Origin of the sequence: Peptoniphilus sp. HCN-40583, assembly GCF_037892835.1 — a bacterium.
GTDB lineage: Bacteria > Bacillota > Clostridia > Tissierellales > Peptoniphilaceae > Aedoeadaptatus > Aedoeadaptatus rachelemmaiella.
The window spans coordinates 1-25,321 of the sequence record NZ_JBBKBU010000035.1 but is presented as its reverse complement, the minus strand read 5'-3'; the positions used below and the strand labels follow the sequence as shown (position 1 = coordinate 25,321).

Below are 25,321 nucleotides of genomic sequence, written 5' to 3'. Positions count from 1 at the left end.
AAATCCCCCCGTGGGGATTTTTTTATGCCTGCAAACAAAAAAGCACTCGGTTGCCCGAATGCTTTTGCTTTACTTTTCTTCGTTTAAGGCCTCGGAAGCTTCGTGGGAAAGATCGTCTTTCTCGATGCGCTCGCCGGTTCCCAAGGGATCGTCGGTGAGGCTGCCGCCGTTAAACAGGGTTTCGAATTCCTTGCCGCTAATGGTTTCTCGATCCAAAAGGGCGTCGGAAACCCGAAGCAAGGTATCCATATTTTCTTTCAAAAGGCCCTTCGCCTTGTTGTAGGCATCCCCTACAAAGCGGCGCATTTCTTCGTCGATTTCGGCGGCCACTTCTTCGGAATAATCCTTGGTGTGACTCATGTCCCTCGCGACGAATACCGAATCGGAATCGCTGCCGTAGGTTAAGGTGCCGATCTTTTCGCTCATGCCGTAGGTGGTGACCATTTCACGGGCGAGCTTCGTGGCCCGCTCGATGTCGTTGGAGGCACCGGTGGAAATGTCGCCGAGGACCAAATCTTCCGCCACCCGTCCCCCTAAGAGGCTCACCAATTCATTTTGCATTTCCGTTTTCGTGGTGAAGTGCATAATGTCGTCGTCGGGCAAAAAGGCCGTAAAGCCGCCGGCGCGCCCGCGGGGAATGATGGTGATCATGTGCACCGAATCGAAGCCCGGGAGCATTCTTGAGACCACGGCGTGGCCCGCTTCGTGTACCGCCGTCAGCTTGCGCTCTTTTTCTTTAATGACGGCGCTGGATTTTTCCGGACCGGCCACCACTTTAATGCTGGCTTCGTTGACGATGTCCATGGGGATCTTTCTTAAATTTGCCCGAGCCGCCAAAAGGGCCGACTCGTTCATGAGATTTTCCAGATCCGCCGGGGTAAAGCCCGCGGTGCGCTTAGCCACCACGGTCATATCTACGTCCTCGGCCAATGGCTTTTTCTTGCCGTGGAGCTCTAAAATTTCTTTTCGCGCCCGTACGTCGGGAAGGCCCACGTAAATTTGGCGGTCAAAACGGCCGGGACGCAAGAGGGCCGGGTCCAAAATGTCGGCGCGGTTGGTGGCCGCCATGACGATGACCCCTTCATTGGTGCCGAAGCCGTCCATTTCCACGAGCAATTGATTCAGCGTCTGTTCGCGCTCGTCGTGGCCGCCGCCGAGACCCGCGCCCCGTCTGCGCCCTACGGCGTCGATTTCGTCGATAAAAATAATACAGGGGGCGTTGTTTTTTGCCGTCTCAAAAAGATCCCGCACGCGGCTTGCGCCGACGCCCACATACATTTCCACAAAGTCGGAACCGCTCATAATGTAAAACGGCACTTTCGCTTCGCCTGCCACGGATTTGGAGAGATAGGTCTTCCCCGTACCCGGCGGGCCGACGAGGAGTACCCCTTTGGGAATCCTGGCGCCCATGGAGACGAATTTATTGGGGTTTCTCAGAAAATCCACGATTTCCGAGAGCTCTTCCTTTTCTTCTTTCAGCCCCGCCACATCTTTAAAGGTGATCTTTTTCGTTTCGTCGTCTTCCATAACCCGGGCCTTGCTCTTGCCGAAATTCATCATGCGGCCGCCGGCGCCCTGTTGGGAGCGCATAAAGCTAAAGAATAAATAGCCCATAAACAACATGACCACAAAGGTGGGCAGGAAGCTGGCGATGGTAGGCCCTTGGGGATTCACCGGCGTGGAGGACAGAGCGATTTCGCCCTTTTCCACGGGCCCCTTCAGGTATTGATCGTAAAAAGAATCGCCGATGACCGGAGGAATATTCGCCCGGAAAACGTCTTTATTTTTCTTCGTAACCAGAGCTTCAGAACCTTTTAAGTCGATGGACTTGATCTGATCCTTTTGAATCATTTCCACAAGCTTCGTGTAACTGATCTCTTCCGTCGAACGTTGAGACGGATTCATAAAGTAGATGCCGAAAATCAGCATGCCGAGAAGCACGAGATAAAAGGCGACGCCGCTCCATTTTCTATTCAATAGTACAAACCTCCTCTGCTATCGTATCTGTCAGTATATCATAATTTGCCGAGTTATTTCTCATACACTTCCGGCTTTAATACGCCGACATAAGGCAGGTTTCTGTATTTTTCGGCAAAATCGATGCCGTAGCCCACGACAAATTTATCCGCCACTTCGTAGCCGATATAGTCTACATTCACCGCCCGCTCCCTGCGAGACGGCTTGGTGAGCAAGGTGGCGATGGCGACTTTTTTTACGCCGCGGCTTTCCATTACTTTCGTTAAATAGCTCAGGGTGAGCCCCGTATCCACAATGTCTTCCACGATTAAAACGGATTTCCCTTCCACGGTGGTGGAAAGGTCTTTTAAAATCCGCACCTCACCGCTGGAGGTGGTGGAAGTGCCGTAGCTTGAGACGTCCATAAAGTCGATTTCCATGGGCAAATCGATGGCTTGAATTAAATCCGCCATAAAGGCAAAAGCGCCCTTTAAAATGCCGATGACGATTAAATTTTCGCCGCGAAAATCTTCCGTTACGGCCTTGCCGATGCGCGCAACGGCTGCCATAATTTCTTCCTTCGATACCAATATTTCTGCTACATCTTGTTCAATGGAATCCACGCGAGTTTCTGCCATGATTTTTCCTCCTGTCTCTCGGCTTTTCTGAGTCCTACGACCCACACCACTTCGCCCGCCTCGGTAACGACGGGCCAGCGGTCGCGTCGTCTGCGTTCGATTTTTGCGTCGATAAATACATCTTTTACTTTCTTGCGGCCCACGTTCAGGCGAATCACATCGCCGGGGCGCCTGCTGCGAATCACCACGCCTGCGGGATCTTTGACATAAATAAAATCTTCTCCGTCACCTAAATAGAAGCGGTGGCCCATAAACTCGGCCTTGCCGTCGACTAACTTAGCTTCCGCCTCGGTTTTGCTTTCTTCCTCGGGAATGAAAAAGGCGACGGTGCCGTAGCTTTTTTCCACGCGCAGGCCGGGAAGATCCAGCCCCTTGCCCGTCTGAGTATGTTCTAATTCGTCGATGGCGGCGATGTGCTCGTAGCTGATGTTTTTCACATGGCCCCTCACCTTTTCAATCCCTAGGCGAAAGGCGCGCCGCCTTAGGGCGTCGGGGGCGCGGAAGATCGCCTCATCGAAGAGGACGGATCCGTTATCTTCCCTTGCGAGGGCGGCGTAAAGCTTTTTTGCCTCATTTGACAGATAGCCTTCATCTTCTTCCGCCATCCTCCGAAAAGAGGCCATGACCCGGTCAAAGGCGGGGTTAATGGCTTTCGCCTCGGGGACGATTGAAAGGCGCAGGCGATTTCGCGAGTAGGTGGGCTCAAAATTCGTCTCGTCCAACACATAGGGAATGTCTTTTTCGGCGAGGGCCGATAAAATCGCATCCTTGGTCATGGAAAGCAGGGGGCGAAAGAGATCCCCTTCCAATACGTTCATGCCCGCCATGCCCTTTAGGCCCGTGCCTCGAATCAATCTCAGGAGCATGGTCTCCACCTGATCGTCCAAGTGGTGGGCCAGGGCGATGAGCCCGCCGGGGGCTTTGTGGCGACGGAAAAAATCGTAGCGCAATTCGCGCCCCGCCTCTTCCGTGCCTAATTTATTTTCTCGGGCGTAGGCGCCCACATCGGCCCGCTCGACGATAAGGGGCACGTCCCAGCGCTTGCAAATATCTTCCGTAAAGGCCATGTCCCTGTCCGCCGTCTCCCTCAGGCCGTGATGCAAATGGGCCGCCTTTAAATCAAAGGGGCAGTGCTTTCGGTACTCTTTTAAAAGATAGAGCAGGTACATGGAATCCGGCCCGCCGGAGCACGCCGCGAGGACGTGGCTGTTTTCATGGATGATGCCCTTAAATAGATCTTCCACAAAGGCCTCCGTTCAAAAAAAGAGCGTCGCTCGGCGACGCATACTTTATCTTCTCTTGGTCTTACCCTGTCTTACATTTCGACGTTGCTTGGCGCTTTCAATCTTTTCATTGCTGACCTTCATGAATTTGCTCAACATATCGTCGAAGCTGGACGCATCGGATTTATGGACTTCTCTGTTCAGTTGAACCGCCTGGGGAAGGGGCTTTTTTTGTTCCGATTTCGGTTGGGCCTGTTTCATGCTCAAGGCGATTTTTCCGCCGTCTTCGATGGTAAGCACCTTGACCTTAACCTTTTGCCCTTTGGACAAATGATCCGAGACTTCCTTGACGTATTCATCGGAAATTTCCGAAATATGTACCAGTCCGTTGTGATCCTCGTCGAGTTGTACGAATGCGCCGAATTTCACGATACCCGTGACCACGCCTTCTAATATAGCTCCTACTTCAATTGCCATAGATTACCTTGTGTCCTCCTCATTGATACTTTTCGTGCGATCTTTTTCCTTGTCCACATAAATAACTTCCCGGGGTTTTACCATGCCCAGATCTTCCCTGGCCACTTTTTCGGCAAATTCCATGCTGTCGCTGTTTCGAATGGACTGCCCAGTCGCTTTTATTTCTTTGGAACGGGCTTCAATTTTCTTTTGATTCTCCCGCATAATGGCTTCTTTTTGGCGCGTTTCTTTCCATGTATTGAAACTGACGGCAACGCAAAGGACGGCCACGGCGATGATCGCCCAACGGGCCGTTTGAACGGGAACTCTGTGAACTTTTCGAACCTTTGCCATGCACTCACCTCGATACTACTAGTATCGCACGTTTCGGCGATCTTTTCAATCGTCCGACAGGATTTCGTAGAGATCTTCGGCACCTTTTTTCTGAACATTGTCTTTGATGTCCAATACCCGCACCTTTTGGCTGCGGTTGCCGAACTGCACGGTGACGATGTCGCCGACGGCCACTTCGTCGCCTGCCTTGGCGGTCTTGTCGTTAATGCTGACGCGGCCGCCGTCACAGGCCTCCTTGGCCACGGTTCGTCTTTTAATAATTCGTGCATTTTTTAAATACTTGTCGATGCGCATGCATTCTCCTTTAAAAAAAGGGCCCTTCAGGGCCCGTGGATTATTTATTGACCGATTCTTTTAATGCCTTACCTGCGCGGAAGACCGGAGCCTTCGATGCGGGAATCTTAATAACTTCTTCCGGATTTCTCGGGTTTCTGCCTTCGCGAGCTTTGCGATCGCGAACTTCGAAGGTACCGAAGCCGACTAATTGCACTTTGTCGCCTTCAGCCAAGCTTTCTTCGATGGTGGACAAGAAAGCGTTTAATGCGTTTTCAGCGTCTTTTTTGGATAAGTTGCTCTTTTCAGCGATATTGGAAATAAGTTCAGATTTGTTCATCATAGCCTCCTAAATATTTTTATGTTCGTCGCCTTCATCGGAAAGGGCGTCGGTGAGCCGACCAAGGGCCGTAGCCAAGGCGCTCTCCGCATCAATTCCAAAATGTTCGGCATCGATCAACAGTTTGATAAGTCCTTCGACGATTCGTCGGCTGTCTTCATCCATCCCATCAAAAACAGAGGAATGAAGGGCCTCTTTCGGCAAACGACTCAGGATTTTCTGCCCCCGCATGAGGGCCGGCAGTCCCTCGTAATGACGAAGTTTCTCTGCCAAGCTTTGCTCGCCCCGCTCCTTCGATTTCATGGCTTCCCAATCACTCGCCCCGCCTTTAAAGACGTGGGGATGACGACGGATCATTTTTTCTACCAGAGCTTCAGACAAACTCGCCAACGTAAAAGTGCCTTCTTGCGCCGCCAATTCGGCGTGAAAAACAACTTGAAAAAGGACATCGCCAAGTTCTTCTTCCATGGCGAAGTCATCCTTACAATCGATGGCATAAGCCGCTTCGTACGCTTCTTCGATTAAATGGGCCTTCATGCTCTCGTGGGTTTGTTTCCCATCCCATGGGCAACCCTCCGGGCCGCGAAGCCGTCGAATCAATCGTATAACGTCTTTGACATCTTTGTACGCGTCGGTGGCGGGAATGAAGAGGCTGGTTTCGTAACCGTAGTCGTCGAAGCGATCCAGCATATACACGGGCCGCTTCTCGACAAAGGCCTTGTCTTCGTGCCCGGCGTGAGAGAGGACGAAAACCTCGTGCTCGTCGCCGTACAGCTCGGCCAGGGCCAACTTCAACTCCCCTGCGATCCGAAGATTATACACTTGGGTCACGATGGTGTCCACGTGCAAATCAAAATCCAGATCGGTAAAGTCGTCGCCGTTGATGATCTTCATGCCGTCGATGGGATCTTTCTTTACCGCCGCCAGTACCGGCTCGATAAAGCTCAATCCGTCGACGATGTCGATGCTCGGGTCCTTTTCGAGAAGATAGACCACCGTCTTTTCCGCGATTAAAGGATGACCGGGGACGAAATAACTGATATCTTCGGTCTTCGCCGCCTCTAAAAGATCGTCGGCGATGGCCCGATAGATGGCGTCGAAATCATCCAGGGTCTCGTACAGGTAATCATAACTTTTGTAAGGAATGTGATGGGAGTGAAAATACGCAACGGCATCGTGCGCTTCCGTCCTGAGAAATTTCTTCGACTCGTCGTGAATGGCCTCCAAAGCTTTTACCGTAAGGTCTTTTTCGTTGGTCGGACCGAGACCGACAATTCGTAACTTTCCCATGACGTCCCCCCTTTTACCTTAGTTATTGTACTATTCACGGCGGCCTTTGTCTAGTTAAAAAAGGATTTTTTAGCCCAATGAAGCCATTTATACGGCTTTTCATCCTTTCCTTGTATCATTTGTAAAAAAACAGCCCGTCTCGCGACAAGCTGTTTCTTTTGATCGATGATTTACTTCTTTTCTTCTTTTGCTTTTTTCGCTTCGCCTTTAGCTTGGCTGTTTTGTGCCTTGGCTTCGCCTTTGGCTTTATCTTTAGGCGCTTCGGCTTTTTTCGGCGGTTCGACGGGAATGTCTTTCGCCGTGTTCACCGTGCGTTTAACCTTGGCTTTTTTCTCGAGCTTTTCGTTGTATGCCTTGAATTTGTCGCGAATGACCGCTTCTTTTACGGCGTCTTTCGCGCCCTTGAAATCGCTGGAGATTTTTTCAAGCTTGATAATGTGGTAGCCGAATTGGGTCTTGACGGGATCGGAAATTTCGCCGGGCTTCATAGAGAAGACTTTTTCGTCGAATTCCTTAACCATTTGGCCCGGAGTGAATTGACCCAGGGAGCCGCCGTTTTGTCCGCTGCCTGTATCCAAGCTCTTTTCCTTGGCCAGTTTTGCAAAGTCGGCGCCGCCATCCAATTCTTTTTTAATGGCTTCGGCTTCTTCTTTGGTCTTGACCAAAATGTGGCTGGCTTCGGCAGTTTTAAACTCGTCTTTGTGCTTGTCGTAGTAAGCCTTTAATTCTTCTTCCGTGGGTTCCAATTCCTTCAGCATTTTTTCTTGGTATTGTCGCATGAGGAGATTGGTCTTCATGTATTTTTTCATTTGATCCACGGTTAAGTCGTTTTCTTTCAGGGCGTCTTGCAATTTTTCTTCGCCGCCGTACATGTCGACCATTTTCTTGTATTCGCCGTCGACATCTTTGTCCGTGATCTTAATGCCTTTTTCTTCGGCATCTTGTTTGTAGATTTCGAAGCGAACCAAATTGTCCAGGGTATTTTGACGCATGATTTCGCCCATGGTTTGTTTGCCGTCAGGGGTCTTTTGCATGAGGAAACCGTCGCCGTATTGTGCCATGGCTTGTTGGGCCTGCATCTTGTATTCACGTTCGTAATCTTCAATGGTGATGGGCTTGCCGTTTACCGTGGCGGCAACGTCTTTTTTGCCGCAACCGGTTAAGAGAACCGTCGCTGCCAAGCAGACGACGCCGATTTTTGTCATCGTAGTTTTAATAGTCATAAACATCCTTTCCTTACTTTTCAGATCTTCGTATTATTATACCAAGGAACTACGCCTTTCGTGTGTGCGATTTGTGTATTTTCATAAGATCCAGGACTTTTTCTACATCATCCAGGGCATTTTTCTCCGCAGAAAGGCGAATGCTGTGTTCTGCAGCCATGGAAAAGACCAATCGCTTGCCGAAGACGCTGGTGAGTTCATTTAAAAGGGACAGATCCAGTTCGTAGCCTTTGACGAAGTGGAAGGTGTAGGTGTCGCCTTTTTGCTGAATGGTCTCCACATTGAGGGTGGAGGCCATGTGGCGGATCTTGGCGAGATGGATCAGTTGCAAGACGGCCTTGGGCGGCTCGCCGAAACGGTCGATGAGCTCGTCGATAACATCCCGCACGTCTTCCTCGTCGGCGATGACGGCGATTTTTCGATACATTTCCATGCGCTGGGATTCGTCTTTAATGTAGTGCTTGGGAATGTAGGAGTCGATTAACACGTCCATCGAGGTGTCCACTTCTTCCACGTCTTCTTCGCCCTTGGCACGGCGCACGGCCTGTTTCAAGAACTTAATGTAGAGGTCGTAGCCGATGGCGTTCATGTGGCCGTGTTGGCTTTCGCCTAAGATGTTTCCCGATCCGCGAATTTCCAAATCCCGCATGGCGATTTTGTAGCCGCTGCCGAATTCCGTAAACTCGCGAATGGCGGCCAGGCGCTTTTCCGCCACTTCGGAAATGCTGGCATCCCGCTTGTAGGAAAAGTAGGCGTAGGCGATGCGATTGCTCCTGCCGATGCGGCCACGCAATTGGTAGAGCTGAGAAAGCCCCAGGCGATTGGCCTCCCACACGATCATGGTGTTGGCGTTGGAAACGTCCATGCCCGTTTCGATAATGGTGGAGCAAAGGAGCACGTCGATGTCCCGGTTGTAGAATTGGAGCATGGTGTTTTCCAGCTCCCGCTCGCCCATTTGCCCGTTGGCCATGGCGAAGCGGGCCTCGGGCACCAAGTCGCGCAAGTCGCCGAGCATTTTTTCCATGGAGCGCACCCGGTTGTAGACGAAGTAGATCTGCCCGCCGCGGTCCAGCTCCTTTAATATGGCTTCGCGAATCATCATGGGATTGTATTCCACCACATAGGTTTGCACCGGGAAGCGCTCCCCGGGGGGCTCGTCGATAACGGACATATCTCGAATGCCTGCGAGAGACATTTGCAGAGTTCTCGGGATGGGCGTCGCCGTCAGGGTGAGGGTGTCCACATTCTCTTTTAAAAGCTTCAGTCGCTCCTTGTGCCGTACGCCGAAGCGCTGCTCTTCGTCAATAATAAGGAGGCCCAAATCTTTAAACTTCACATCTTTCGACAAGAGGCGATGGGTGCCCACCACAATGTCCACGGCGCCGATCCTCAGCCGCTCCAGGTCTTCTTCCTGTTCTTTTTTCGAGCGGAAGCGGGAGAGCAGGGCCAGATCCACGGGGAAATTGGCGAAGCGCTCCCGCATGGTGTTGTAATGTTGCTGAGCGAGAATGGTGGTGGGCACGAGAAAGGCCACTTGCTTTCCGTCTAAGACCGCCTTAAAGGCCGCGCGAAGGGCCACTTCGGTCTTGCCGTAGCCTACGTCGGCGCAGAGCAGTCGGTCCATGGGCTTGGCCTCTTCCATGTCCTTTTTTATCTCTTCCGCCGCTTCCAATTGGCCCTCGGTTTCCTCGTACTGAAAAGCAGCTTCGAAATCCTTTTGCCAGGGCTGATCCTCGGTAAAGGCATAGCCCGCCACATCTTCCCGCTTGGCGTAGAGGCGTATCAAATCCTCCGCCATTTCCTCCACGCTGCGCTTAGCTTTGGCCTTGGTGTTTTTCCACGTCTGGGTATTCAGCCGATTGATCTTCACCGGCGCATCGTCGGAGGCGATGTAGCGGTGAATCAAGGCCATTTGATCCATGGGTAAAAAGAGCTTGTCGCCCCCTTGGTAAAACAGACTGATGTAGTCCCGTCGTATGCCCTGCACTTCCAAATTGGTGGTGCCCATAAATTTTCCGATGCCGTGCATTTCGTGAACCACGTAATCGCCTACGGACAAGCTCCCCAGGTCGATGACGTCTTTTCTCTTTCGGCGCCGCTTTCTTTTTTTCGTTTCGCCGAAAATTTCCGTGGCATTTAAAAGGACGAAGCGGTCTTCTTCCATTTCAAAGCCGCCGTGCACGTGACCGGAATCAAATTGTATCACCCCGGGCATTAAGACATCCTTAAGGGGCACGGGTTCGAAGCCCATGTCCCGCACCGTCTCTTCGAGGCGCCGGGTCTTCTCCTCGCTTCCCCCCAGGAGGACGACGGAATAGTCTCTCTCCAAGTAGCGCTTGATTTCTTCTTTAAAGTGGCGCATGCGGCCGCCGAAACTGGTGACGGTCTTCACATTGAAATTGGCGATGCGCTTAAGCTTCACCTTGGCCGGTGCCCGCACAATGTGGCTTGAATAAATCACATCCCGCGCGGCCATATCCCCCTCGATGATGTCGTAGTCGATTTGGATGGCCAAGTGGGATTTTAAAAGCTCCCCGGCCTCCGCCAAATCGCTTAGTGTGTCCACCAAAGACAGCTCCTGCTTCTCTGCTACTTCCCTCATGCGGCGAGGCTCGTCCACAAAGATAAGTGGCGTTTCGTTAAAGTAGTCCACGACCGAAGCCCGCGCATTTTCCGGAATATAGGGAAGCAGGAGATCCGTGTGCGACAAAAAGCTGCGGTCTTTCAGCTTCTCCACAAAGGGCATGAATTTTTCTTCCGCCCGCTCTTGGGACACGCGGCTCAATTTTTTTATTTTCTTCAGATCTTTTTCCATGGCGGCGGCGATTTTATCCCGCAGGGCGTCGTCAAAAATCACATCGTGCACGGGAAAAATCTCCGCCACGTCCACGTCTTCCACGGAGCGCTGGGTCTCGGGGTCGAAGCGGCGAATGGAATCCACTTCCACGTCAAAAAGCTCCACTCGATAGGGGTAGTCTTGTGGCGCGAAAATATCGATGATGCCGCCACGTATGGAAAATTGGCCCATGCCTTCGACAAAATCCACCCGCTTGTAGCCCGAGGTCAATAGCTGTTCGATGAGGGCCTCGGTGTCTACCTCATCCCCCACTTCGAGAGAAAAGGCTGCCTTTTGTAAATAGGCGGGCTCAAGGAAAATGCCGCCTAAAGCTTCTGGCGTGGTGACCACCACCTTCGCGCGACCGTCTAGCATGGCCTGAAGGGTCTTTAGCCTGGCGCTTAAAAGCTCGTTGCTTCCCGCATCTCGCTGGAAGAAAAACAGTTCCCGGGCCTGGAGTTGATAGACGCCTTCCTCAGCGTAATAAGACAAGTCCTCCGCCAATTTCTTTGCCCGGGCCAGGTCGTAGGTGACGAGGAGCACGGGGCGGGCCTGATCTTTAACGATCGTATCCACGGCAGGGGCGATGGCCGCCTCCGCCAGGCCGTAGCAGCCCATGGGGACGTCTCCCTCGCTCAGCCCTTCCAATACCTGTCGAAAGGCGGGGTTCTTTGAAAAAAGCTCATTGTAAATACGCGTCATTTTGCCTCCTAAAAAGCAGCCCCTTGGAGCTGCTTTCTACTTTCCGTTATAGGTATTCATGGCGGCGTCCGCGCCCTCTTTTATAAACAAAAGAATGGCGTCCTTCGCCTTGTCAATGGTGGCATCCATGATTTTTTCCTCCTCGCCGTGAAAGGTGCTGAGGACAAAATCGGCCAGATCCATATGAGGATTTTTCTTTCCCACGGCGATTTTCAGGCGGGGAAATTGATCCGACTGCACTTGGTAGATAATCGACTTGAGCCCGTTGTGGGTGCCGGCGCTGCCGGATTTTCTGAGGCGAATGGTGCCGAAGGCGATGTCGATATCGTCCACCAAAACGAGGACTTCTTCCGGCGGTATTTTAAAGTAATCCATACAGGCTCTTACCGATTGGCCGGACTCGTTCATATAGGTGGTGGGCTTTAAAAGACGCACCTTCTTTCCAAAGGCGCGCCCTTCCCCGTAAAGGCCTTTAAATTTAATGGTGTTTACGGGAATCGTTAAAGCGTCGGCGACGGCATCGATGGCCATAAAGCCCACATTGTGTCTGGTGTTTTTATAGCGATCTCCGGGATTTCCTAAACCGACGATAAGCATATTACACTTCTTCGAAGATCTTGCTGATGGGGCGATCGGTGTTGATCCGCATAATGGCGTTGGCGAGAATCGGTGCCACGGATACGATGCCGATTTTGTCGATGTGTTTTTCTTCCGGCAAGGCGATGGTGTCGGTGATGACGAAGCGTTCCATGACGGAATTGTCGATGCGCTCGATGGCCGGTCCCGAAAGGACGCCGTGGGTGGCGCAGCCGTAGACCTTCTTCGCGCCGTATTCTTTCAAGGCGTCTGCCGCTTTGCAAACCGTGCCCGCCGTGTCGATAATATCGTCTACGAGGATGCAGTCTTTGCCTTCGATGGAGCCGATGACATTCATGACCACATTTTCGTTGGCTTTCGGCCGTCTCTTTTCGATGATGGCAATGGGGGCGCCGTTTAATTCTTCGGCAAATTTACGGGTGCGTGTCACGCCGCCTAAATCGGGGCTGACGGCGACGATATTGGATGTATCGATGTGTTCTTTAAAGTATTTAGCCAGGTAAGGAACGGCGGTTAAGTGATCGACGGGAATGTCGAAGTAGCCTTGGATTTGACCGGCGTGTAAGTCCATGCAGATGACGCGATCGGCGCCGCTCACGGTCATTAAATTGGCCACGAGTTTTGCCGTAATCGGCTCTCTCGCGCGGACTTTTCTGTCTTGACGGGCGTAGCCGTAATAAGGCACGACGGCATTGATCCGGCCGGCAGATGCCCGCTTCAGGGCGTCGATTAAAATTAAAAGTTCCATTAAGTGATCGTTTACAGGGCCCGAGGTAGGTTGGATGACAAATACGTCTCTGCCGCGGACGGAATCCGTAATGTCGATGGCGATTTCTCCGTCGGAGAATTGTTTGACCTCGCAGGCGCTTTGTTTGATACCTAAAATCTTACAGATTCGTTCCACCAAGGGCTGGTTGGAATTACCCGCAATAACGACGACTTCACCGTGATTGTTCATACTAGCTGTCCTTTCTCCGGTTCCAACCGGCGATCATTCTCTGTTCACTTCTTTCTACTGCCAAACTTCCCTCTGCCACATCTTTCGATACCGTGCTTCCGGCGGCAATAAAGGCGCCTTCGCCGATGGTGATGGGTGCCACCAAATTGACATTGGATCCGATGAATGCGTCGTCACCGACGATGGTGCGGAATTTTTCCTTGCCGTTGTAATTGCAAAAGATGACGCCGCAGCTGATATTTACATTTTCTCCCACGTCGCCGTCGCCGATGTAGGCCAAATGACCCGCTTTGGTTCCCTTGCCGATATGAGAATTTTTCACTTCGACGAAATTGCCGATGTGTACATTTTCTTCCAACACGCTGTTGGGGCGCAAATGGGCGTAGGGCCCCATGGTCACGCCGCGGCCCACCACGGATTTTTCCACGACGGACGAGTCGATAACCGCGCCGTCTGCAATGGTGCTGTCTACGATGCGGCTCGCGCCTTGAATCACGCAGCCTTCGCCGATGGTGGTCTCGCCTACCAGGTGGATGCTCGGCCCTAAAATGGTGTCGCGACCGATTTTGACGCCGCTGTCGATTAATGTGGAGGCGTCGTCCAGGAAGGTCACGCCGTTTTCCATGTGGTATTTGTTGATGCGGCGGCGCATGATTTTTTCACAGGCGGCCAATTGCACCCGGGAATTGACCCCGAGCATTTCTTCTTCGTCGCAAATGGTAAAACCGCCGATTTTCTTTCCGCCGTCTTTAAGCATTTGAATGACGTCGGTTAAGTATAGTTCGCTCTGTTTATTATTGGAGCTCAAGTTGCCGATGTTTTCTTTTAATGCCCGTCCGGTAAAGGCGAAGATGCCCGTGTTCACTTCCGTAATGGCTTTTTCTTTGTCCGTGGCGTCTTTTTCTTCCACGATGCCGGCAATGGTGGAGTCTTGGTCGCGTATGATTCGGCCATAGCCGAAGGGATCGCTGACCACGGCGGTCAGTACGCAGGCGTCGAAGTCGTGGCTTTCCACGAAGGCGCGGAATCTGGCGATGGTTTCTTCCTTAAACAGGGGCGTATCGCCGGTCAATATATAGACCATGTCTTCGTCGGAAAATTCATCCATGGCACAGCTGACGGCATACCCCGTGCCGTAGGGGACGCCTTCGCCCAGGGTTTGCTCGATAAACGTAAGCGGCGCGTCGTTAAAGTAGTCCATGACCTCGTCTTTTTTATGGCCGACGATGACCACGGTTTTGTCCATGGCATTGGTGATGCAGTTGTCCACCACATAACTTAATATGGCCTTACCTGCAACTTTGTGCAGCACCTTGGGCATATCGGATTTCATCCGCGTGCCTTCGCCTGCCGCTAGAATAATTGATACATTCACTCTTACACCTCACTCGTAATCCTTCTGGGATCTATTATATCGAACAGGACAAATTCTCACAACTTTTCTTCCCATAAAGAAACGGCGTGCGCAAGGCCCGCCGCTTCGGGTATTTTACTTCTTTTCCAGGCTCCCTCGATGTTATAAATCGATCTTATCTAAAATGCCTTTGGCCTCTGCGATCACCAGACCGTAATTGGTGACGGGAACTTGGGCCTCCTCGGCTTTGGCCACCCGTGCCTGTACCACCGGCCGCTGAAACATGCAGCTGCCGCACATAATGATTAAATCGTAGTCGCCTACATTTTCGGGAAAGCTCAGACCCCGACTGAAATCCACCGTGATCTCATCGCCCAGTCGCTTTCGGAGCATGGCGGGGATTTTCACCCGGCCGATGTCTTCTTCCTTCGGCGCATGGGTGCAGGCTTCCGCCATGAGGATTTTCGCATCCGGAGGCAAGCTGCGCAAGGTCTTTGCGCCGCGGACCATGGCTTCGATGTCGCCTTTGGCACGGGCAAATAAAATGGAGAAGGATGTGATCTTCGACGATGCCGGTTTTTTCTTGTACACTTCCGAAAAGACTTGGGAGTCGGTGACGATCCAATCCGGCGCCTCGGCCAGTTTTTCGATGGCCTGATCCATGGTGTTCAAATCGCAAATGGTGGCGGTAAGTCCTTTGTCGATGACTTCCCTCAAGGCCTGTACCTGGGGCAGAATCAATCGCCCCTTCGGCGCCGATTCGTCTTGGGGCATGACGAAGAGCAGATGCCCTCCCATGTCCATGCCGTCGAAAAGGCCCGGGGCTTTCTTTTTTTCTTTAAAAAGGTCCGTGAGGGCGTTTAAAATAACATTCCGCTCGGGAAAAGGACGATTCAGTTTTAAAACCGGCAGATCTTTTTCCGCCAAGGGCTCCAAAATAGCGTCGCCTACCTCGCCGATTAAAATGGCGCCGTCGATTTCATCCACCACTTTCATGGTGCGGGCCACGCGGGCTTCGCCCAGCTCCGTCTCATCGGCGGTGCCTGCCGTGTCGATAAAAGTTACCGGTCCCAGACCGTCTACTTCCATGTTCTTATACACCGGATCCGTGGTGGTGCCGGCCTTGGGCGAAACCATGGACGTGGTTTGCTCCGTGAGTAAATTCATCAAGGTACTTTTGCCGCTGTTTGTCTTTCCGAAAATGGCAATGTGCAGCCGAAGGCCTCTTTGCGTTTCCATATCAGAACCTGAAATCCCGCTCGCCGCCTTGAATGCGCTTCACGTAGTCCGCGGCTTTTGTTCTTAAATCGTCTCGTTCCACATCTGTTAAGAAGTCGTGGATTTTTTCTTCCCCTAATTCGCGGGTGCTGTCGGCGGCGTAGTCGGAGAGGTATTCCTGCAGCGTCATAATGGCGTTGGGTTGACAGAATTGGGCGATTTGGAAGCTCTTTACTTCTTCCATAAAGGTTTCGCCGGTACGCCCCGCCCGGTAGCAGGCTGTGCAGAAGCTGGGCAGATAACCTAAATCCAAGAGCCAGTGAATGACTTCATCCAAGCTGCGGGAGTCGTCGGTATCGAATTGGGCGGAGTTGTCTTCTGCTCTGTCTTCATCGTAGCCGCCGACGGAGGTTTTGGAGCCGCCGCTGATTTGGGAGACACCCAGTTCCAATGCCTTTCTGCGCATTTCTTTGCTTTCACGGGTGGAAATAATCATGCCCGTGTAGGGAACGGAGACGCGAATCAAGGCGACGATGTCTTCGAAAATATCGTCGGGCACGCCGTTTTCAAATTCATCGGGATCAATGTCGTCGGCGGGGCGAATACGGGGCACGGAAATGGTGTGGGGACCGACGCCCATGTAGGCTTCCAAGTGTTCCGCATGCATCAATTGGCCCACGAAGTCGTAGGGATAATTGTTCAGGCCGTACAAAACGCCGAGGCCCACGTCGTCGATGCCCCCTTCCATGGCCCGGTCCATGGCTTCCGTGTGGTAGGCCCAGTTGGACTTCGGTCCCGTCGGGTGCAGGGCTTCATAATTTTCTTTGTGATAGGTTTCTTGGAAAAGAATATAGGTGCCGATTTCCGCTTCTTTCAGCTTTCTGTAATTTTCCACGGTGGTGGCCGCGATGTTTACATTGACGCGGCGAATGGCGCCGTTTTTATGTTTAATGGAGTAAATGGTTTTAATGCTTTCCAAGACGTATTCGATGGGATTGTTCACCGGATCTTCCCCGAGCTCCAGCGCCAGACGCTTGTGGCCCAAGTCTTGCAGGGCGATGACTTCCTTTTCGATTTGTTCCTGGGTCAGTTTCACCCGGTCCAGGTTTTTGTTTTTGTAGTGATAGGGGCAGTAGACACAGCCGTTGACGCAGTAGTTGGACAGATACAGGGGCGCGAAGAGCACGATGCGATTGCCGTAGTATTTCTTTTTAATTTCTCTCGCCAATTCGCGGAAAGATTCGCGAATATCTTCCAGCTCCGACATTAAAAGAACCGCCGCTTCCCGGTGGTCCAAGCCCTTCATCTTCCGGCCTTTTTCAAGAATGGCCTCTTGCATGGCGCGGTTGGTGCGATTCTTATTGGCCTCTTCCAGCGTGGCCATGATTTCGTCGTGATTAATAAATTCCTCTGCCTTTGCAGACATCTTGTTATACATAATGGTTCTCCCTTCCCGTAAAATCTCCTCGACTCATCACTATTTCATAACCTAAGTTGGCGATTTGCGCCTTCAGTTCCCTTAAATTTTCCGCCGCTTCCAGGGCAAAGGCCGCCTTGTTGTCGTAAAGGGCGTAGCTTTTTCGCACCCGCGTCGGCGACAGATTGGGCATAAACACATTGGCTCCGGCTAAAATGCCCCGATTGCGTCCGTCCTCGGCCAGCGTCTGCATGGCGGTGGTAGACGGAATATTGGCCGTGGGAAACAGCAGACGCAAAATGGCGATGCACATGGCCGTCATCTCGACGCTTCCGTTTTCAAAATCCCGAAAAGGCGTGGCATGATGGCGCACATAGGGACCGATACCGATCATGGCCGGCTGAAATTCCTGAAGGAACATAAAGTCTTCCACTAAATTTTCCGTGGTCTGATAAGGACTGCCCACCATAAAGCCGCTTCCCACCTGATAGCCCAAAGCCTTTAAATCCATGAGGCATTTCAGACGTTTTTCACGGTCCATCTCGCTTGGATGGAGCTTTTTGTAATGCTCGGGATTGTAGGTTTCGTGGCGCAACAAAAAGCGGTCGGCGCCGGCTTCTTTTAAGCGGGCGTAGCTTTCCATGCTTCTTTCGCCGACGGAAAGGGTGATGGCACAGCCCGGCTGAATCTTTTTGATTCGCCGCACCCATTCCATTAGCCGCTCGTCGGTAAAATAAGCATCTTCGCCTCCTTGAAGAACGAAGGTTTGAAAGCCTGCCTCGGCGCCGACGGCCACGGATGTTTCCAACTCTTCCGTGGTGATTCGGTAGCGCTCGACCTCGTCGTTTGCCCGACGAATGCCGCAGTAGTAGCAATTGTTATGACAATAGTTTGTAAATTCAATTAAACCGCGCACATAAATTTTTTTGTGAAAGTGCAGGTCGGTAATGGCGCGCGCCTTTTCAAACACCGCCTCTTCCACCGCCTCGCGGTTTTCGAGTAAATAGCGAATGTCGTCTCGTCCAAGTCCTTGACCCTCATCTACTTTTCTGAATAATTCCTGAATCATAGATCTCCGGCCAGCGTGGTACGCACAGTGACATTGTCCAGCATGCCCAGTTTTCCCGACAGGGCATTGATTCTATCTTGTTTGCCGTCGACGACGACACTGATAAGCGACAATTCGCGTTTCGGGTAGGGAATGCCTAATCGTCCCACAATAATGTCCCGCTCCTCGTGTAAGAGATCGTTGATGCTCTTAATGATTTCACCGGAGCCGGTCTCGACGATTATGGCGATGATTCCCAATTTTTCGTTCATAGACACCTCCTACCTCTTCCTCAAGGCCGTACCTCTCGGAAAAGGAACCTATTCTACTTCTTACAGTCTTCATTTTAGCACAGCAGAGGCGATTCGCCACCCTGTGAGAGAAAATTTAGATATTTTTTTCACCAATCCGCCTCCTCTTGGAATGAGCATTTCATTTTATCCAACAAAAAAGAGCCGGCGATCCGACTCTTTTCATGCCTATGGCTTAAAACATCATTTGGTTCACGCCGATGCCGTCGTTGAACGTTCGATCGATGACACCCTTTATCGGGCGAATGAAAATTTCCGCCGTGACGGAAATCACCGCCGATTGCAAGTGCCCACCGAAGACGCGGCCTTCCGTGTTCCCTAAATTTATGTGGGCATGAAGGTAAGGCGCACCGTCTTTTCTCGAAAGATTTCCAACCAGCGAAGTGACCTCAAAGGGCTCTTTCAACGGGATGTCGTTGTATTTTTTTGCCTTCGTATCCATAATTCCGACCACTACATCGTCAGCGGCACCGAGGCCGTAGACCGTGGCCGCCTGAATATTTTCTTTTTCAGCCAAGTCGAGAATGCTCGTGCAAATTTCGTCGCCGGGGTCCAAACGCAGGGCAATCATGCCGTCATCAAATACTTTGTAATCCATCTTTTTCTCCTTTACTTGTTTCGCTTATAGGGAATCCCGTTGGCGCTGGGGCCGCGGGCTTCGCCGACAAAGACGACCATGGCGAACATGGTAATGATGTAGGGCAGCATATTCAACAAGTCCGGTGCCACTTTCAATGAGGTTGAGCCCATGAAGATAACCAAACCTTCCGCTGCGCCGAAGAGGAGACAGGCCAAGAGGGTGGTGTGGGGTTTCCATCCGCCGAAAATAACCGCCGCCAAGGCGATAAAGCCTTGCCCGGAGATCAGGGTTTCGCGGAAATTGGCCACCACGGCAAGAGACAAGCTGGCGCCGCCGAGCCCGGCTAAAAAGCCCGAGGTCAAGACGCCGATGTATTTGATCTTATACACGTCCACGCCCAAGGTTTCCGCCGCGTGGGGGTGTTCGCCGACAGAGCGAATCCGAAGGCCCAGCTTCGTCTTGTAGAGGACGAAATAGACCAGGGCCACGACGATAAAGGCGATGTAGACCGTAATGTATTGGCCGAAAATAATGTCCGGCGCACTTCCCGAGGGAAAGAGGTGGTTTAATACGCGGGGCATTTTGTTTTTTAAGGGAATGGGCTTGGTCATGGCCGCGCCGTCGAAAAACATGCGGGCGAGGAAGATGGCAAGGCCGGGTCCCAAAAGGTTTAATGCCGTCCCGCTGACCACGTGATCGGCACCGAAGTGAATGGTGGCGATACCGTGTAAGAGGGCGATGGCCATGCCGCCGAAGCCAGCGGACAAAAAGGCGATCCATGGATTGCCTGTGTAATAGCCCACGGTGGCGCCGACCACGGCGCCGATGGTCATCATGCCTTCGAGACCGATGTTGACGACGCCGGTGTTTTCACTGACGACGCCGCCCATGGCCGTATAAATTAAAGGAGCGGCGTAAAGGAGCGTAATGCCTAAAATGCCGGCAAAGCTCATAAGAAGATTATCCAACTTGTTCCCCTCCTTTTTCTTTCTTCGATGCGAAACGCGTGCGAATCCAGTCCATAAATTGCGGCATGGCAATAAACAGGACGATGATGCCGATAACGATGTTAATGACTTCCGAGGGCGTCTTTAGCGCGGAGTTTAATTTGCCGCCGCCGTAGCTTAAGGCCGCAAACAAGATCCCCGAGGGAATGCAGGCGATGGGATGGTTGGCCGCAATTAAGGACACGGCGATGCCGTTAAAGCCATAGCCTTGTTGCGCTGCCAAGAGGCCGATGTTTTGCGACACACCCAACACCTGTACCGCACCGGCGAGTCCGGCTAAACCGCCGGAGATGGCCATGGAAATCATGGTGTTCTTTTTAATGTCGATGCCGCCGTATTCCGCCGCAAAGCGGTTGAAACCCACGGCTTTTAATTGATAGCCCAAGGTGGTTTTCTTTAAGATAAACCAGGCCAAGACGGCGACGATGACGGCGATGAAAATCCCCCAGTGAATGGGCGGATTTAATATGCCGCGGAGAAATTCATTGTTTTTCAGCATGGCCCGTCCGGCTTCGGAGCGTTTCCATTCGTTTAAAATGCGAATGCTTGCCGACGGCTGAATGGTAAAGGAATAGTTGCTGTCGGGCTTTCTTAAAAAGGCTTTGGTAAGCATATAATTGCTGAGATAAAAAGCCACCCAGTTTAACATAATCGACGAAATAACTTCGTTGACGCCTCGCTTGGCCTTAAACAAACCCACGAGACCGCCCCACAGGGCGCCGAAGAGCATGCCGATCAACAGGGCCACGATGCCGTGAATTACCGGCGGCAGGTGGAGAACCACCCCGGCGGTAACGGCGGCGAGGCTGCCCATAATGAACTGGCCTTCCGCGCCGATATTAAAGATCCCCGTTTGAAAAGCAAAGGCCACGGCGATCCCCGTTAAAATAATGGGCACGGCTTCCACAATGGTCCAGGAGAAAAATTTCGGCTTACCGAAAGCGCCGAGGATCATGACCTTGTAGGCCTCCAGGGGATTGACCCCCACCAAGGCAAAGATAACCGCCCCGACCAACAGGCCCAAGAGGATGGACATGCAGGTATAGTAGAGCATTTTTTTATTCACTGTCCACACCTCCCGCCATGTAGTAGCCCAGTCGTTTTTGATCCGCTTCCCCTTCGTTGAAGGTCTTTGTAATGGCTCCTTCATAAATTATGCCGATGCGGTCGGAAAGACTCATAACTTCATCTAATTCAAAGCTCACCAAAAGCACGGCACGTCCCTTGTCCCGCTGTTGCACCAAAAATTGGTGGATGTTTTCAATGGCGCCTACGTCCAAGCCGCGGGTGGGTTGTGCGGCAATTAAAATGTCCGGATCGTCGTCGATTTCCCGGGCGAGAATTACCTTTTGTTGGTTCCCGCCGGACAGATCGCCGGCCAGATAGCGGCTTTTTCTCGGACGAATGTCGAAAGATTCCATTAATTTATCCGTGTGCTCACCAATGGGGGCTTCCTGCAAAATTCCCTTGGAGGAATAGGGCGCTTGGTCGAAACTGTGAAGCACCATGTTTTCCGCTACGGTAAATTCCTGTACCAGGCCCCGCTTGTTGCGGTCTTCGGGAATGTTGTTCATGCCCGCCTCGCGAATGGTCTTGGGCGTGGCATTGGTCACATCCTTGCCGGCGATGACCACCTTGCCTGCCTCGACTTTTCTCAGGCCGGTAATGGCTTCTAAAAACTCGCTTTGGCCGTTGCCGTCGACGCCGGCGACGCCGAAAATTTCACCTTTACGAACTTCCAGATTCAGTCCCTTCACCACTTCCACGCCGCGAACGTCTTTCACGTGGAGATTTTCGATGTGTAGCGCCACTTCTCCGGCGTCCACGGGCTTTTTATTGACCTTAAATTCAATGGCACGGCCCACCATCATTTCGGCGAGGTCCGCCTCCGTGGTGCTCGCTACATCCACGGTGTCGATGCGCTTGCCCCGTCGAATAATCGTGCACTTTTCCGCCAACGCCTTAATTTCCTTAAGCTTGTGCGTAATAATGATGATGCTCTTGCCTTCGGCGGCCAGGGCCTTAATGATTTCGATGAGCTCCTCGATTTCCTGTGGCGTCAAAACCGCCGTAGGTTCGTCGAAAATCAAAATCTCCGCATCCCGGTAAAGGGCCTTTAAGATCTCTACCCGCTGCTGCATACCCACAGAAATGTCTTCGATCTTTGCATCGGGATCGATTTTTAAACCGTAGCGATTGGAAAGGGCCACAACTTTTTCACGGGCGGTTTTTTTATCTAAAACCACGCCCTTCGTCGGCTCTTCGCCGAGAATAATGTTTTCTACCACCGTAAAAGGCTGAAACAGCATGAAGTGTTGATGCACCATGCCCAAGCCTTTTTCGATGGCATCTTTCGGTCCTTGGAAATTCACCGATTCCCCATTGATCTTGACTTCGCCGAAAGTAGGCATATACAAGCCATATAAAACATTCATCAGTGTACTTTTGCCGGCACCGTTTTCGCCGAGGAGGGCGTGAATTTCGCCCTTCTCAACGACCAGGTCGATGCCGTCATTGGCTTTGAAATCGCCAAATAATTTCGTTATCCCGCGCATCTCAACGGCCGGCGCGAGTTTATTCTCAACCATCATTACCCCCTTCATCTATTGAGTTAATTATACACTATGAACAAGGGCTTTTTAAAGGCATAAAAAAAGAGGGACAGAGCCCTCTTTTTTACGATCAAATTTATTTAGCTTTAAAGTTTTTGTAGTCTTCTGCCGTGGCCGGAACCTTGATTTCGCCCTTAACGATTTTTTCTTTAATCGCCTTGATCTTGTCGAGAATTTCCGGTTTTACATTCTTGTCGCTGGAAGGTGCGATATCGACGGTGTCGCCGTCTTTAAGACCGTAGCTCAGGTTTTTGCCGCCGGGGAATTCTTCGCCCTTAGACATACCTTCGAGCACTTTGTAAACAGCGCTGTCGGCACGTTTCATCGCCGAAGTGAGTACATTGTCGGGTGCGATGTCGTTTTGATCGCGGTCTACGCCGATAACCCACTTGTCTTGGTCTTTTGCCGCTTCGATAACGCCGTCGCCTGCGCCGCCGGATGCGTGGAAGATGACGTCGCAACCTTGTTGATACATATTGGTTGCAATGCTCTTGCCCTTGGCAGCGTCGGAGAAGTTACCGACATATTGGCTAACCACGTCGACCTTTTGGCCTTTTTCCTTGGCTGCTTGGTCCACACCGGCTCTGTAGCCGTATTCAAATACTTGAATAACCGTGGATTCTTGACCGCCGACGAAACCGACTTTGTTGGATTCGGTGGTGAGACCGGCAATGTAGCCGACGAGGAAGGAAGGTTCTTCCGCTTTAAATTGGATACCTGCCAAGTTGTCCGGTGCATTTTCGTAGGTGTAGTCTACGATTAAGAATTGCACGTCGGGATTGGCTTCTGCGGCTTCGAGCATGGCATCGCCTAAGTTGAAGCCGGCGGCGACGATGACGTCGTTTCCTGCTTCAAGCAACGTTTCGATGTTGGGCGCATAGTCGTTGGCTTCTTTGGATTCTTGGTAGGATACGTCGAATCCGAAGTCGTCGTGGACTTTTTGCAGACCTTCCCATACACCTTGGTTGAAGGATTGGTCGTTGATACCGCCTTCGTCGGTGACGAAGCCTACTTTTAATTTTTTGCCGTCTTTATCGCCGGCATCGGCTGCGGCATTGTTAGCAGCCTTATTATCGTTAGCTGCTTTGTCGTTGGATGCGCCGCCACAGGCCGTAAGCACGAAAATGGACAGCATCGTCACTGCAAGAAGTAGCGATCTTTTTTTCATATTTTCCCCCTTAATTTGATCTGACTTTATTATAATATGCTTCATACAAAAATTCAACGAGATAAGGTTTTCCGTTAAAAAGAGCGCACCGAAAGGCACGCTCATGCATTATAGATAAAATCCCTTGGGTACGGCGAAGAGATAAGTGGCGATAAGAAAGACCACAATGGCCATGGCCAGCGCCTGTTTGAAGTCCGCCGTCTTTAATTTCAAGCGAGTTCTTGCCATTAACTTAAAGAGCAAATAGCCCACAAAGGCCAACACGGGCATGGCGATGAAAATGCCGCCGTTGGTCGGCGCCTTTAAGCGAAGGGCCGGAAGGGCAAAGGCCAACAGCATCATGGCAACGTAAACCGCGGGGAAAAGGCGCCGCCGGTCCAAAAGCAAGATGGCGAGGCCGAGCATCGTGGATGCAATGGCCGCGACAATGGCGACGGTTCTCACCATATGGGCGCGGCTCATAACGCCTTGATCCATTAGCTCCAAAGTATTGATGTAGATGCCGGATTGATTTTTCGTCGACGTTTCCGGCCGGAGTCCTTTGTCTTCAATGCCCAAAGCATCGGAGAATTTGTCCACTTTCCCATTGGTCAAAAAGACGCCGATGTCGGCCATGGTTCTTCCCGTATAGACGGAAACCGTGGCGGGATCTGTCACGACGGTAAAGGCATAATCTTCCACCTCTTCACTTAAAGGGATACGCATTTCCGAGGTGGGTTGGAAAGTGAGCTTCTCCTTGCTCAGCACTTTTTTCAGCTGTAAATTGTCGTAAACTGCACCGTTAATCTTATCGTATTCGCCCTTGAGCGTCACCTTGCTCTTGGAGCCGTTGGCGCCTTTCGGCAAATACACATTGCGCACGGGTACGCCTAAAACACGCACACTGGTGTCTTTTCCCTGATACTGGAATTTTACATCGTAACGATACAAAACCTTCGGGCCCTTTACGATCCGTCGGGTCACCTGTAAATTGTCGATGCGGGCGGGGTCGTCGAAGATCAAACCGTCGAAGGCGGCATTTTTTTCCTCATCCGACGACAACGCCACTTTATCCATCATCAGGGGCGTGAACGTGAGTAGAAAGCACAATAATAAAAAAACAACGAATATAATTCCATTTTTGAATTGTTTCTGCATAGTCCTCCCCCTTATGCGTACTGATTTTTTCTTATCATACCATATACTTTCACATTTATCACCGATAAATTGAAAAACCTTTTCACGAAAAGGCGGCTATGCTATACTAAAAGCGGAGGTTGACATGACGATAGAAAAAAGCAAATTCTTAAATATACTGAAAGTGATAGACTACCTGGCCATGCTCACCATGATAATATTGGCCTTTATCCATCCCTTCTTTCCCGTCTACGACGAGGCGGGCAAGCTTATGGAAAATGCGGCGCTCCTTCGAATCGCCGTGGTTATCGCCGTCTTATTTGTCGGCATCCCGATTTTCAGCAAGGAAATTACCGCCATTCGCAAAAACAAAAAGCCCTACGACTTAAAAAAGAAAAACAACACGGTGTTTTTGCCCAAAGTCAATTTCTTTTTGGCCGCCCTCTTCGCCGTGGCCACCGTCGTCTTCGTGCCTATGGCCATCGTCCATTACGCCGACAAAGGCCCGCAGTGGCAAGCATTTTACGCCCTCTTCTATATTTTCGTCTACATCGGCATCGGCTCCCGCCTGCAACTGAAGCCGGGGCTTTTTCCGCAAAAAAAGATTAAATCCTGATTAAGTAAAAAGCTCGGCAAAGGCCGAG

General features: G+C 51.5%; 24 protein-coding genes. 1 reads left to right on the top strand and 23 read right to left on the bottom strand.

Features of this window, described 5'->3' with window-relative positions; translation table 11 throughout:
* Positions 1-69 precede the first annotated feature (69 nt).
* The 23 genes from ftsH to WKT05_RS09655 all read right to left on the bottom strand — a co-directional run bounded on the left by ftsH (position 70) and on the right by WKT05_RS09655 (position 24,698).
* Positions 70-1,977, bottom strand: a complete 1,908-nt coding sequence (ftsH, locus tag WKT05_RS09765) for an ATP-dependent zinc metalloprotease FtsH (protein WP_340413929.1) — start codon at positions 1,975-1,977, stop codon at positions 70-72.
* A 53-nt stretch (positions 1,978-2,030) separates the two neighbouring features.
* The gene (hpt, locus tag WKT05_RS09760) at positions 2,031-2,594 is read right to left on the bottom strand and encodes a hypoxanthine phosphoribosyltransferase (protein ID WP_215507170.1); all 564 of its coding nucleotides are present in this window, start codon (positions 2,592-2,594) and stop codon (positions 2,031-2,033) included.
* Positions 2,555-3,838: a tRNA lysidine(34) synthetase TilS gene (tilS, locus tag WKT05_RS09755; RefSeq protein ID WP_340413928.1), complete on the bottom strand. Its 1,284-nt coding sequence runs from the start codon at positions 3,836-3,838 to the stop codon at positions 2,555-2,557. The genes hpt and tilS overlap by 40 nt, the downstream gene beginning before the upstream one ends.
* 45 nt (positions 3,839-3,883) lie before the next feature.
* Positions 3,884-4,294: a S1 RNA-binding domain-containing protein gene (locus tag WKT05_RS09750; RefSeq protein ID WP_215507174.1), complete on the bottom strand. Its 411-nt coding sequence runs from the start codon at positions 4,292-4,294 to the stop codon at positions 3,884-3,886.
* Between the two features lie 3 nt (positions 4,295-4,297).
* Positions 4,298-4,627 (bottom strand): FtsB family cell division protein, encoded by a 330-nt coding sequence (locus WKT05_RS09745; protein ID WP_215507176.1) that lies wholly within the window; start codon positions 4,625-4,627, stop codon positions 4,298-4,300.
* Between the two features lie 45 nt (positions 4,628-4,672).
* Positions 4,673-4,921 (bottom strand): RNA-binding S4 domain-containing protein, encoded by a 249-nt coding sequence (locus WKT05_RS09740; RefSeq protein ID WP_215507178.1) that lies wholly within the window; start codon positions 4,919-4,921, stop codon positions 4,673-4,675.
* A gap of 40 nt (positions 4,922-4,961) precedes the next feature.
* Positions 4,962-5,240 (bottom strand): HU family DNA-binding protein, encoded by a 279-nt coding sequence (locus WKT05_RS09735; RefSeq protein ID WP_148474261.1) that lies wholly within the window; start codon positions 5,238-5,240, stop codon positions 4,962-4,964.
* Between the two features lie 9 nt (positions 5,241-5,249).
* Entirely contained in the window at positions 5,250-6,530 is a 1,281-nt protein-coding gene (locus tag WKT05_RS09730; protein ID WP_340413927.1) for a MazG nucleotide pyrophosphohydrolase domain-containing protein, read from the bottom strand.
* A 170-nt stretch (positions 6,531-6,700) separates the two neighbouring features.
* On the bottom strand, positions 6,701-7,753 hold the full coding sequence (locus WKT05_RS09725; RefSeq protein WP_340413926.1) for a peptidylprolyl isomerase: 1,053 nt from the start codon (positions 7,751-7,753) through the stop codon (positions 6,701-6,703).
* Between the two features lie 49 nt (positions 7,754-7,802).
* Entirely contained in the window at positions 7,803-11,291 is a 3,489-nt protein-coding gene (gene mfd / locus WKT05_RS09720; protein WP_340413925.1) for a transcription-repair coupling factor, read from the bottom strand.
* A 36-nt stretch (positions 11,292-11,327) separates the two neighbouring features.
* Positions 11,328-11,888, bottom strand: a complete 561-nt coding sequence (pth, locus tag WKT05_RS09715; RefSeq protein ID WP_340413924.1) for an aminoacyl-tRNA hydrolase — start codon at positions 11,886-11,888, stop codon at positions 11,328-11,330.
* Position 11,889: 1 nt separating this feature from the next.
* Entirely contained in the window at positions 11,890-12,846 is a 957-nt protein-coding gene (locus tag WKT05_RS09710; protein WP_340413923.1) for a ribose-phosphate diphosphokinase, read from the bottom strand.
* Between the two features lies 1 nt (position 12,847).
* Positions 12,848-14,221, bottom strand: a complete 1,374-nt coding sequence (gene glmU / locus WKT05_RS09705) for a bifunctional UDP-N-acetylglucosamine diphosphorylase/glucosamine-1-phosphate N-acetyltransferase GlmU (protein WP_340413922.1) — start codon at positions 14,219-14,221, stop codon at positions 12,848-12,850.
* Between the two features lie 141 nt (positions 14,222-14,362).
* Positions 14,363-15,439 (bottom strand): GTPase, encoded by a 1,077-nt coding sequence (locus WKT05_RS09700; RefSeq protein WP_340413921.1) that lies wholly within the window; start codon positions 15,437-15,439, stop codon positions 14,363-14,365.
* A gap of 1 nt (position 15,440) precedes the next feature.
* Entirely contained in the window at positions 15,441-16,856 is a 1,416-nt protein-coding gene (hydG, locus tag WKT05_RS09695) for a [FeFe] hydrogenase H-cluster radical SAM maturase HydG (RefSeq protein WP_340413920.1), read from the bottom strand.
* Positions 16,849-17,904, bottom strand: coding sequence for a [FeFe] hydrogenase H-cluster radical SAM maturase HydE (hydE, locus tag WKT05_RS09690; RefSeq protein ID WP_340413919.1), 1,056 nt, complete (start codon positions 17,902-17,904; stop codon positions 16,849-16,851). Before hydE ends, hydG begins: the two co-directional genes overlap by 8 nt.
* Positions 17,901-18,155: a TM1266 family iron-only hydrogenase system putative regulator gene (locus WKT05_RS09685; RefSeq protein ID WP_215507199.1), complete on the bottom strand. Its 255-nt coding sequence runs from the start codon at positions 18,153-18,155 to the stop codon at positions 17,901-17,903. The genes hydE and WKT05_RS09685 overlap by 4 nt, the downstream gene beginning before the upstream one ends.
* A gap of 214 nt (positions 18,156-18,369) precedes the next feature.
* Positions 18,370-18,792 carry a PPC domain-containing DNA-binding protein gene (locus WKT05_RS09680; RefSeq protein WP_215507202.1) on the bottom strand — a complete coding sequence of 141 codons (423 nt, stop codon included), beginning with the start codon at positions 18,790-18,792 and terminating at the stop codon, positions 18,370-18,372.
* 11 nt (positions 18,793-18,803) lie between these two features.
* On the bottom strand, positions 18,804-19,742 hold the full coding sequence (locus tag WKT05_RS09675; RefSeq protein ID WP_215507203.1) for an ABC transporter permease: 939 nt from the start codon (positions 19,740-19,742) through the stop codon (positions 18,804-18,806).
* Positions 19,735-20,847, bottom strand: coding sequence for an ABC transporter permease (locus WKT05_RS09670; RefSeq protein WP_421949886.1), 1,113 nt, complete (start codon positions 20,845-20,847; stop codon positions 19,735-19,737). Before WKT05_RS09670 ends, WKT05_RS09675 begins: the two co-directional genes overlap by 8 nt.
* A complete protein-coding gene (locus WKT05_RS09665) occupies positions 20,840-22,369 on the bottom strand; it encodes an ABC transporter ATP-binding protein (protein WP_285814619.1) in 1,530 nt (509 codons plus the stop codon). Before WKT05_RS09665 ends, WKT05_RS09670 begins: the two co-directional genes overlap by 8 nt.
* Positions 22,370-22,469: 100 nt before the next feature.
* Positions 22,470-23,561, bottom strand: a complete 1,092-nt coding sequence (locus WKT05_RS09660; protein WP_340413918.1) for a BMP family lipoprotein — start codon at positions 23,559-23,561, stop codon at positions 22,470-22,472.
* Between the two features lie 108 nt (positions 23,562-23,669).
* Positions 23,670-24,698, bottom strand: coding sequence for a hypothetical protein (locus WKT05_RS09655; RefSeq protein WP_340413917.1), 1,029 nt, complete (start codon positions 24,696-24,698; stop codon positions 23,670-23,672).
* 124 nt (positions 24,699-24,822) lie between these two features.
* On the opposite strand from WKT05_RS09655, the gene WKT05_RS09650 reads away from it, so the two are divergent.
* Entirely contained in the window at positions 24,823-25,293 is a 471-nt protein-coding gene (locus tag WKT05_RS09650) for a hypothetical protein (protein WP_340413916.1), read from the top strand.
* Positions 25,294-25,321 lie beyond the last annotated feature (28 nt).

Bases quoted from the DNA above. Each gene is read 5' to 3' on its own strand.
- WKT05_RS09650 (WP_340413916.1), top strand. From the start codon at position 24,823: ATGACGATAGAAAAAAGCAAATTCTTAAATATACTGAAAGTGATAGAC.
- WKT05_RS09710 (WP_340413923.1), bottom strand. From the start codon at position 12,846: ATGAACAATCACGGTGAAGTCGTCGTTATTGCGGGTAATTCCAACCAG.
- WKT05_RS09655 (WP_340413917.1), bottom strand. From the start codon at position 24,698: ATGCAGAAACAATTCAAAAATGGAATTATATTCGTTGTTTTTTTATTA.
- WKT05_RS09665 (WP_285814619.1), bottom strand. From the start codon at position 22,369: ATGGTTGAGAATAAACTCGCGCCGGCCGTTGAGATGCGCGGGATAACG.
- hydG (WP_340413920.1), bottom strand. From the start codon at position 16,856: ATGTATAACAAGATGTCTGCAAAGGCAGAGGAATTTATTAATCACGAC.
- WKT05_RS09685 (WP_215507199.1), bottom strand. From the start codon at position 18,155: ATGAACGAAAAATTGGGAATCATCGCCATAATCGTCGAGACCGGCTCC.
- WKT05_RS09680 (WP_215507202.1), bottom strand. From the start codon at position 18,792: ATGGATTACAAAGTATTTGATGACGGCATGATTGCCCTGCGTTTGGAC.
- WKT05_RS09750 (WP_215507174.1), bottom strand. From the start codon at position 4,294: ATGGCAATTGAAGTAGGAGCTATATTAGAAGGCGTGGTCACGGGTATC.
- pth (WP_340413924.1), bottom strand. From the start codon at position 11,888: ATGCTTATCGTCGGTTTAGGAAATCCCGGAGATCGCTATAAAAACACC.
- hpt (WP_215507170.1), bottom strand. From the start codon at position 2,594: ATGGCAGAAACTCGCGTGGATTCCATTGAACAAGATGTAGCAGAAATA.
- WKT05_RS09730 (WP_340413927.1), bottom strand. From the start codon at position 6,530: ATGGGAAAGTTACGAATTGTCGGTCTCGGTCCGACCAACGAAAAAGAC.
- WKT05_RS09700 (WP_340413921.1), bottom strand. From the start codon at position 15,439: ATGGAAACGCAAAGAGGCCTTCGGCTGCACATTGCCATTTTCGGAAAG.
- mfd (WP_340413925.1), bottom strand. From the start codon at position 11,291: ATGACGCGTATTTACAATGAGCTTTTTTCAAAGAACCCCGCCTTTCGA.
- WKT05_RS09660 (WP_340413918.1), bottom strand. From the start codon at position 23,561: ATGAAAAAAAGATCGCTACTTCTTGCAGTGACGATGCTGTCCATTTTC.
- WKT05_RS09745 (WP_215507176.1), bottom strand. From the start codon at position 4,627: ATGGCAAAGGTTCGAAAAGTTCACAGAGTTCCCGTTCAAACGGCCCGT.
- hydE (WP_340413919.1), bottom strand. From the start codon at position 17,904: ATGATTCAGGAATTATTCAGAAAAGTAGATGAGGGTCAAGGACTTGGA.
- WKT05_RS09735 (WP_148474261.1), bottom strand. From the start codon at position 5,240: ATGAACAAATCTGAACTTATTTCCAATATCGCTGAAAAGAGCAACTTA.
- WKT05_RS09725 (WP_340413926.1), bottom strand. From the start codon at position 7,753: ATGACTATTAAAACTACGATGACAAAAATCGGCGTCGTCTGCTTGGCA.
- WKT05_RS09740 (WP_215507178.1), bottom strand. From the start codon at position 4,921: ATGCGCATCGACAAGTATTTAAAAAATGCACGAATTATTAAAAGACGA.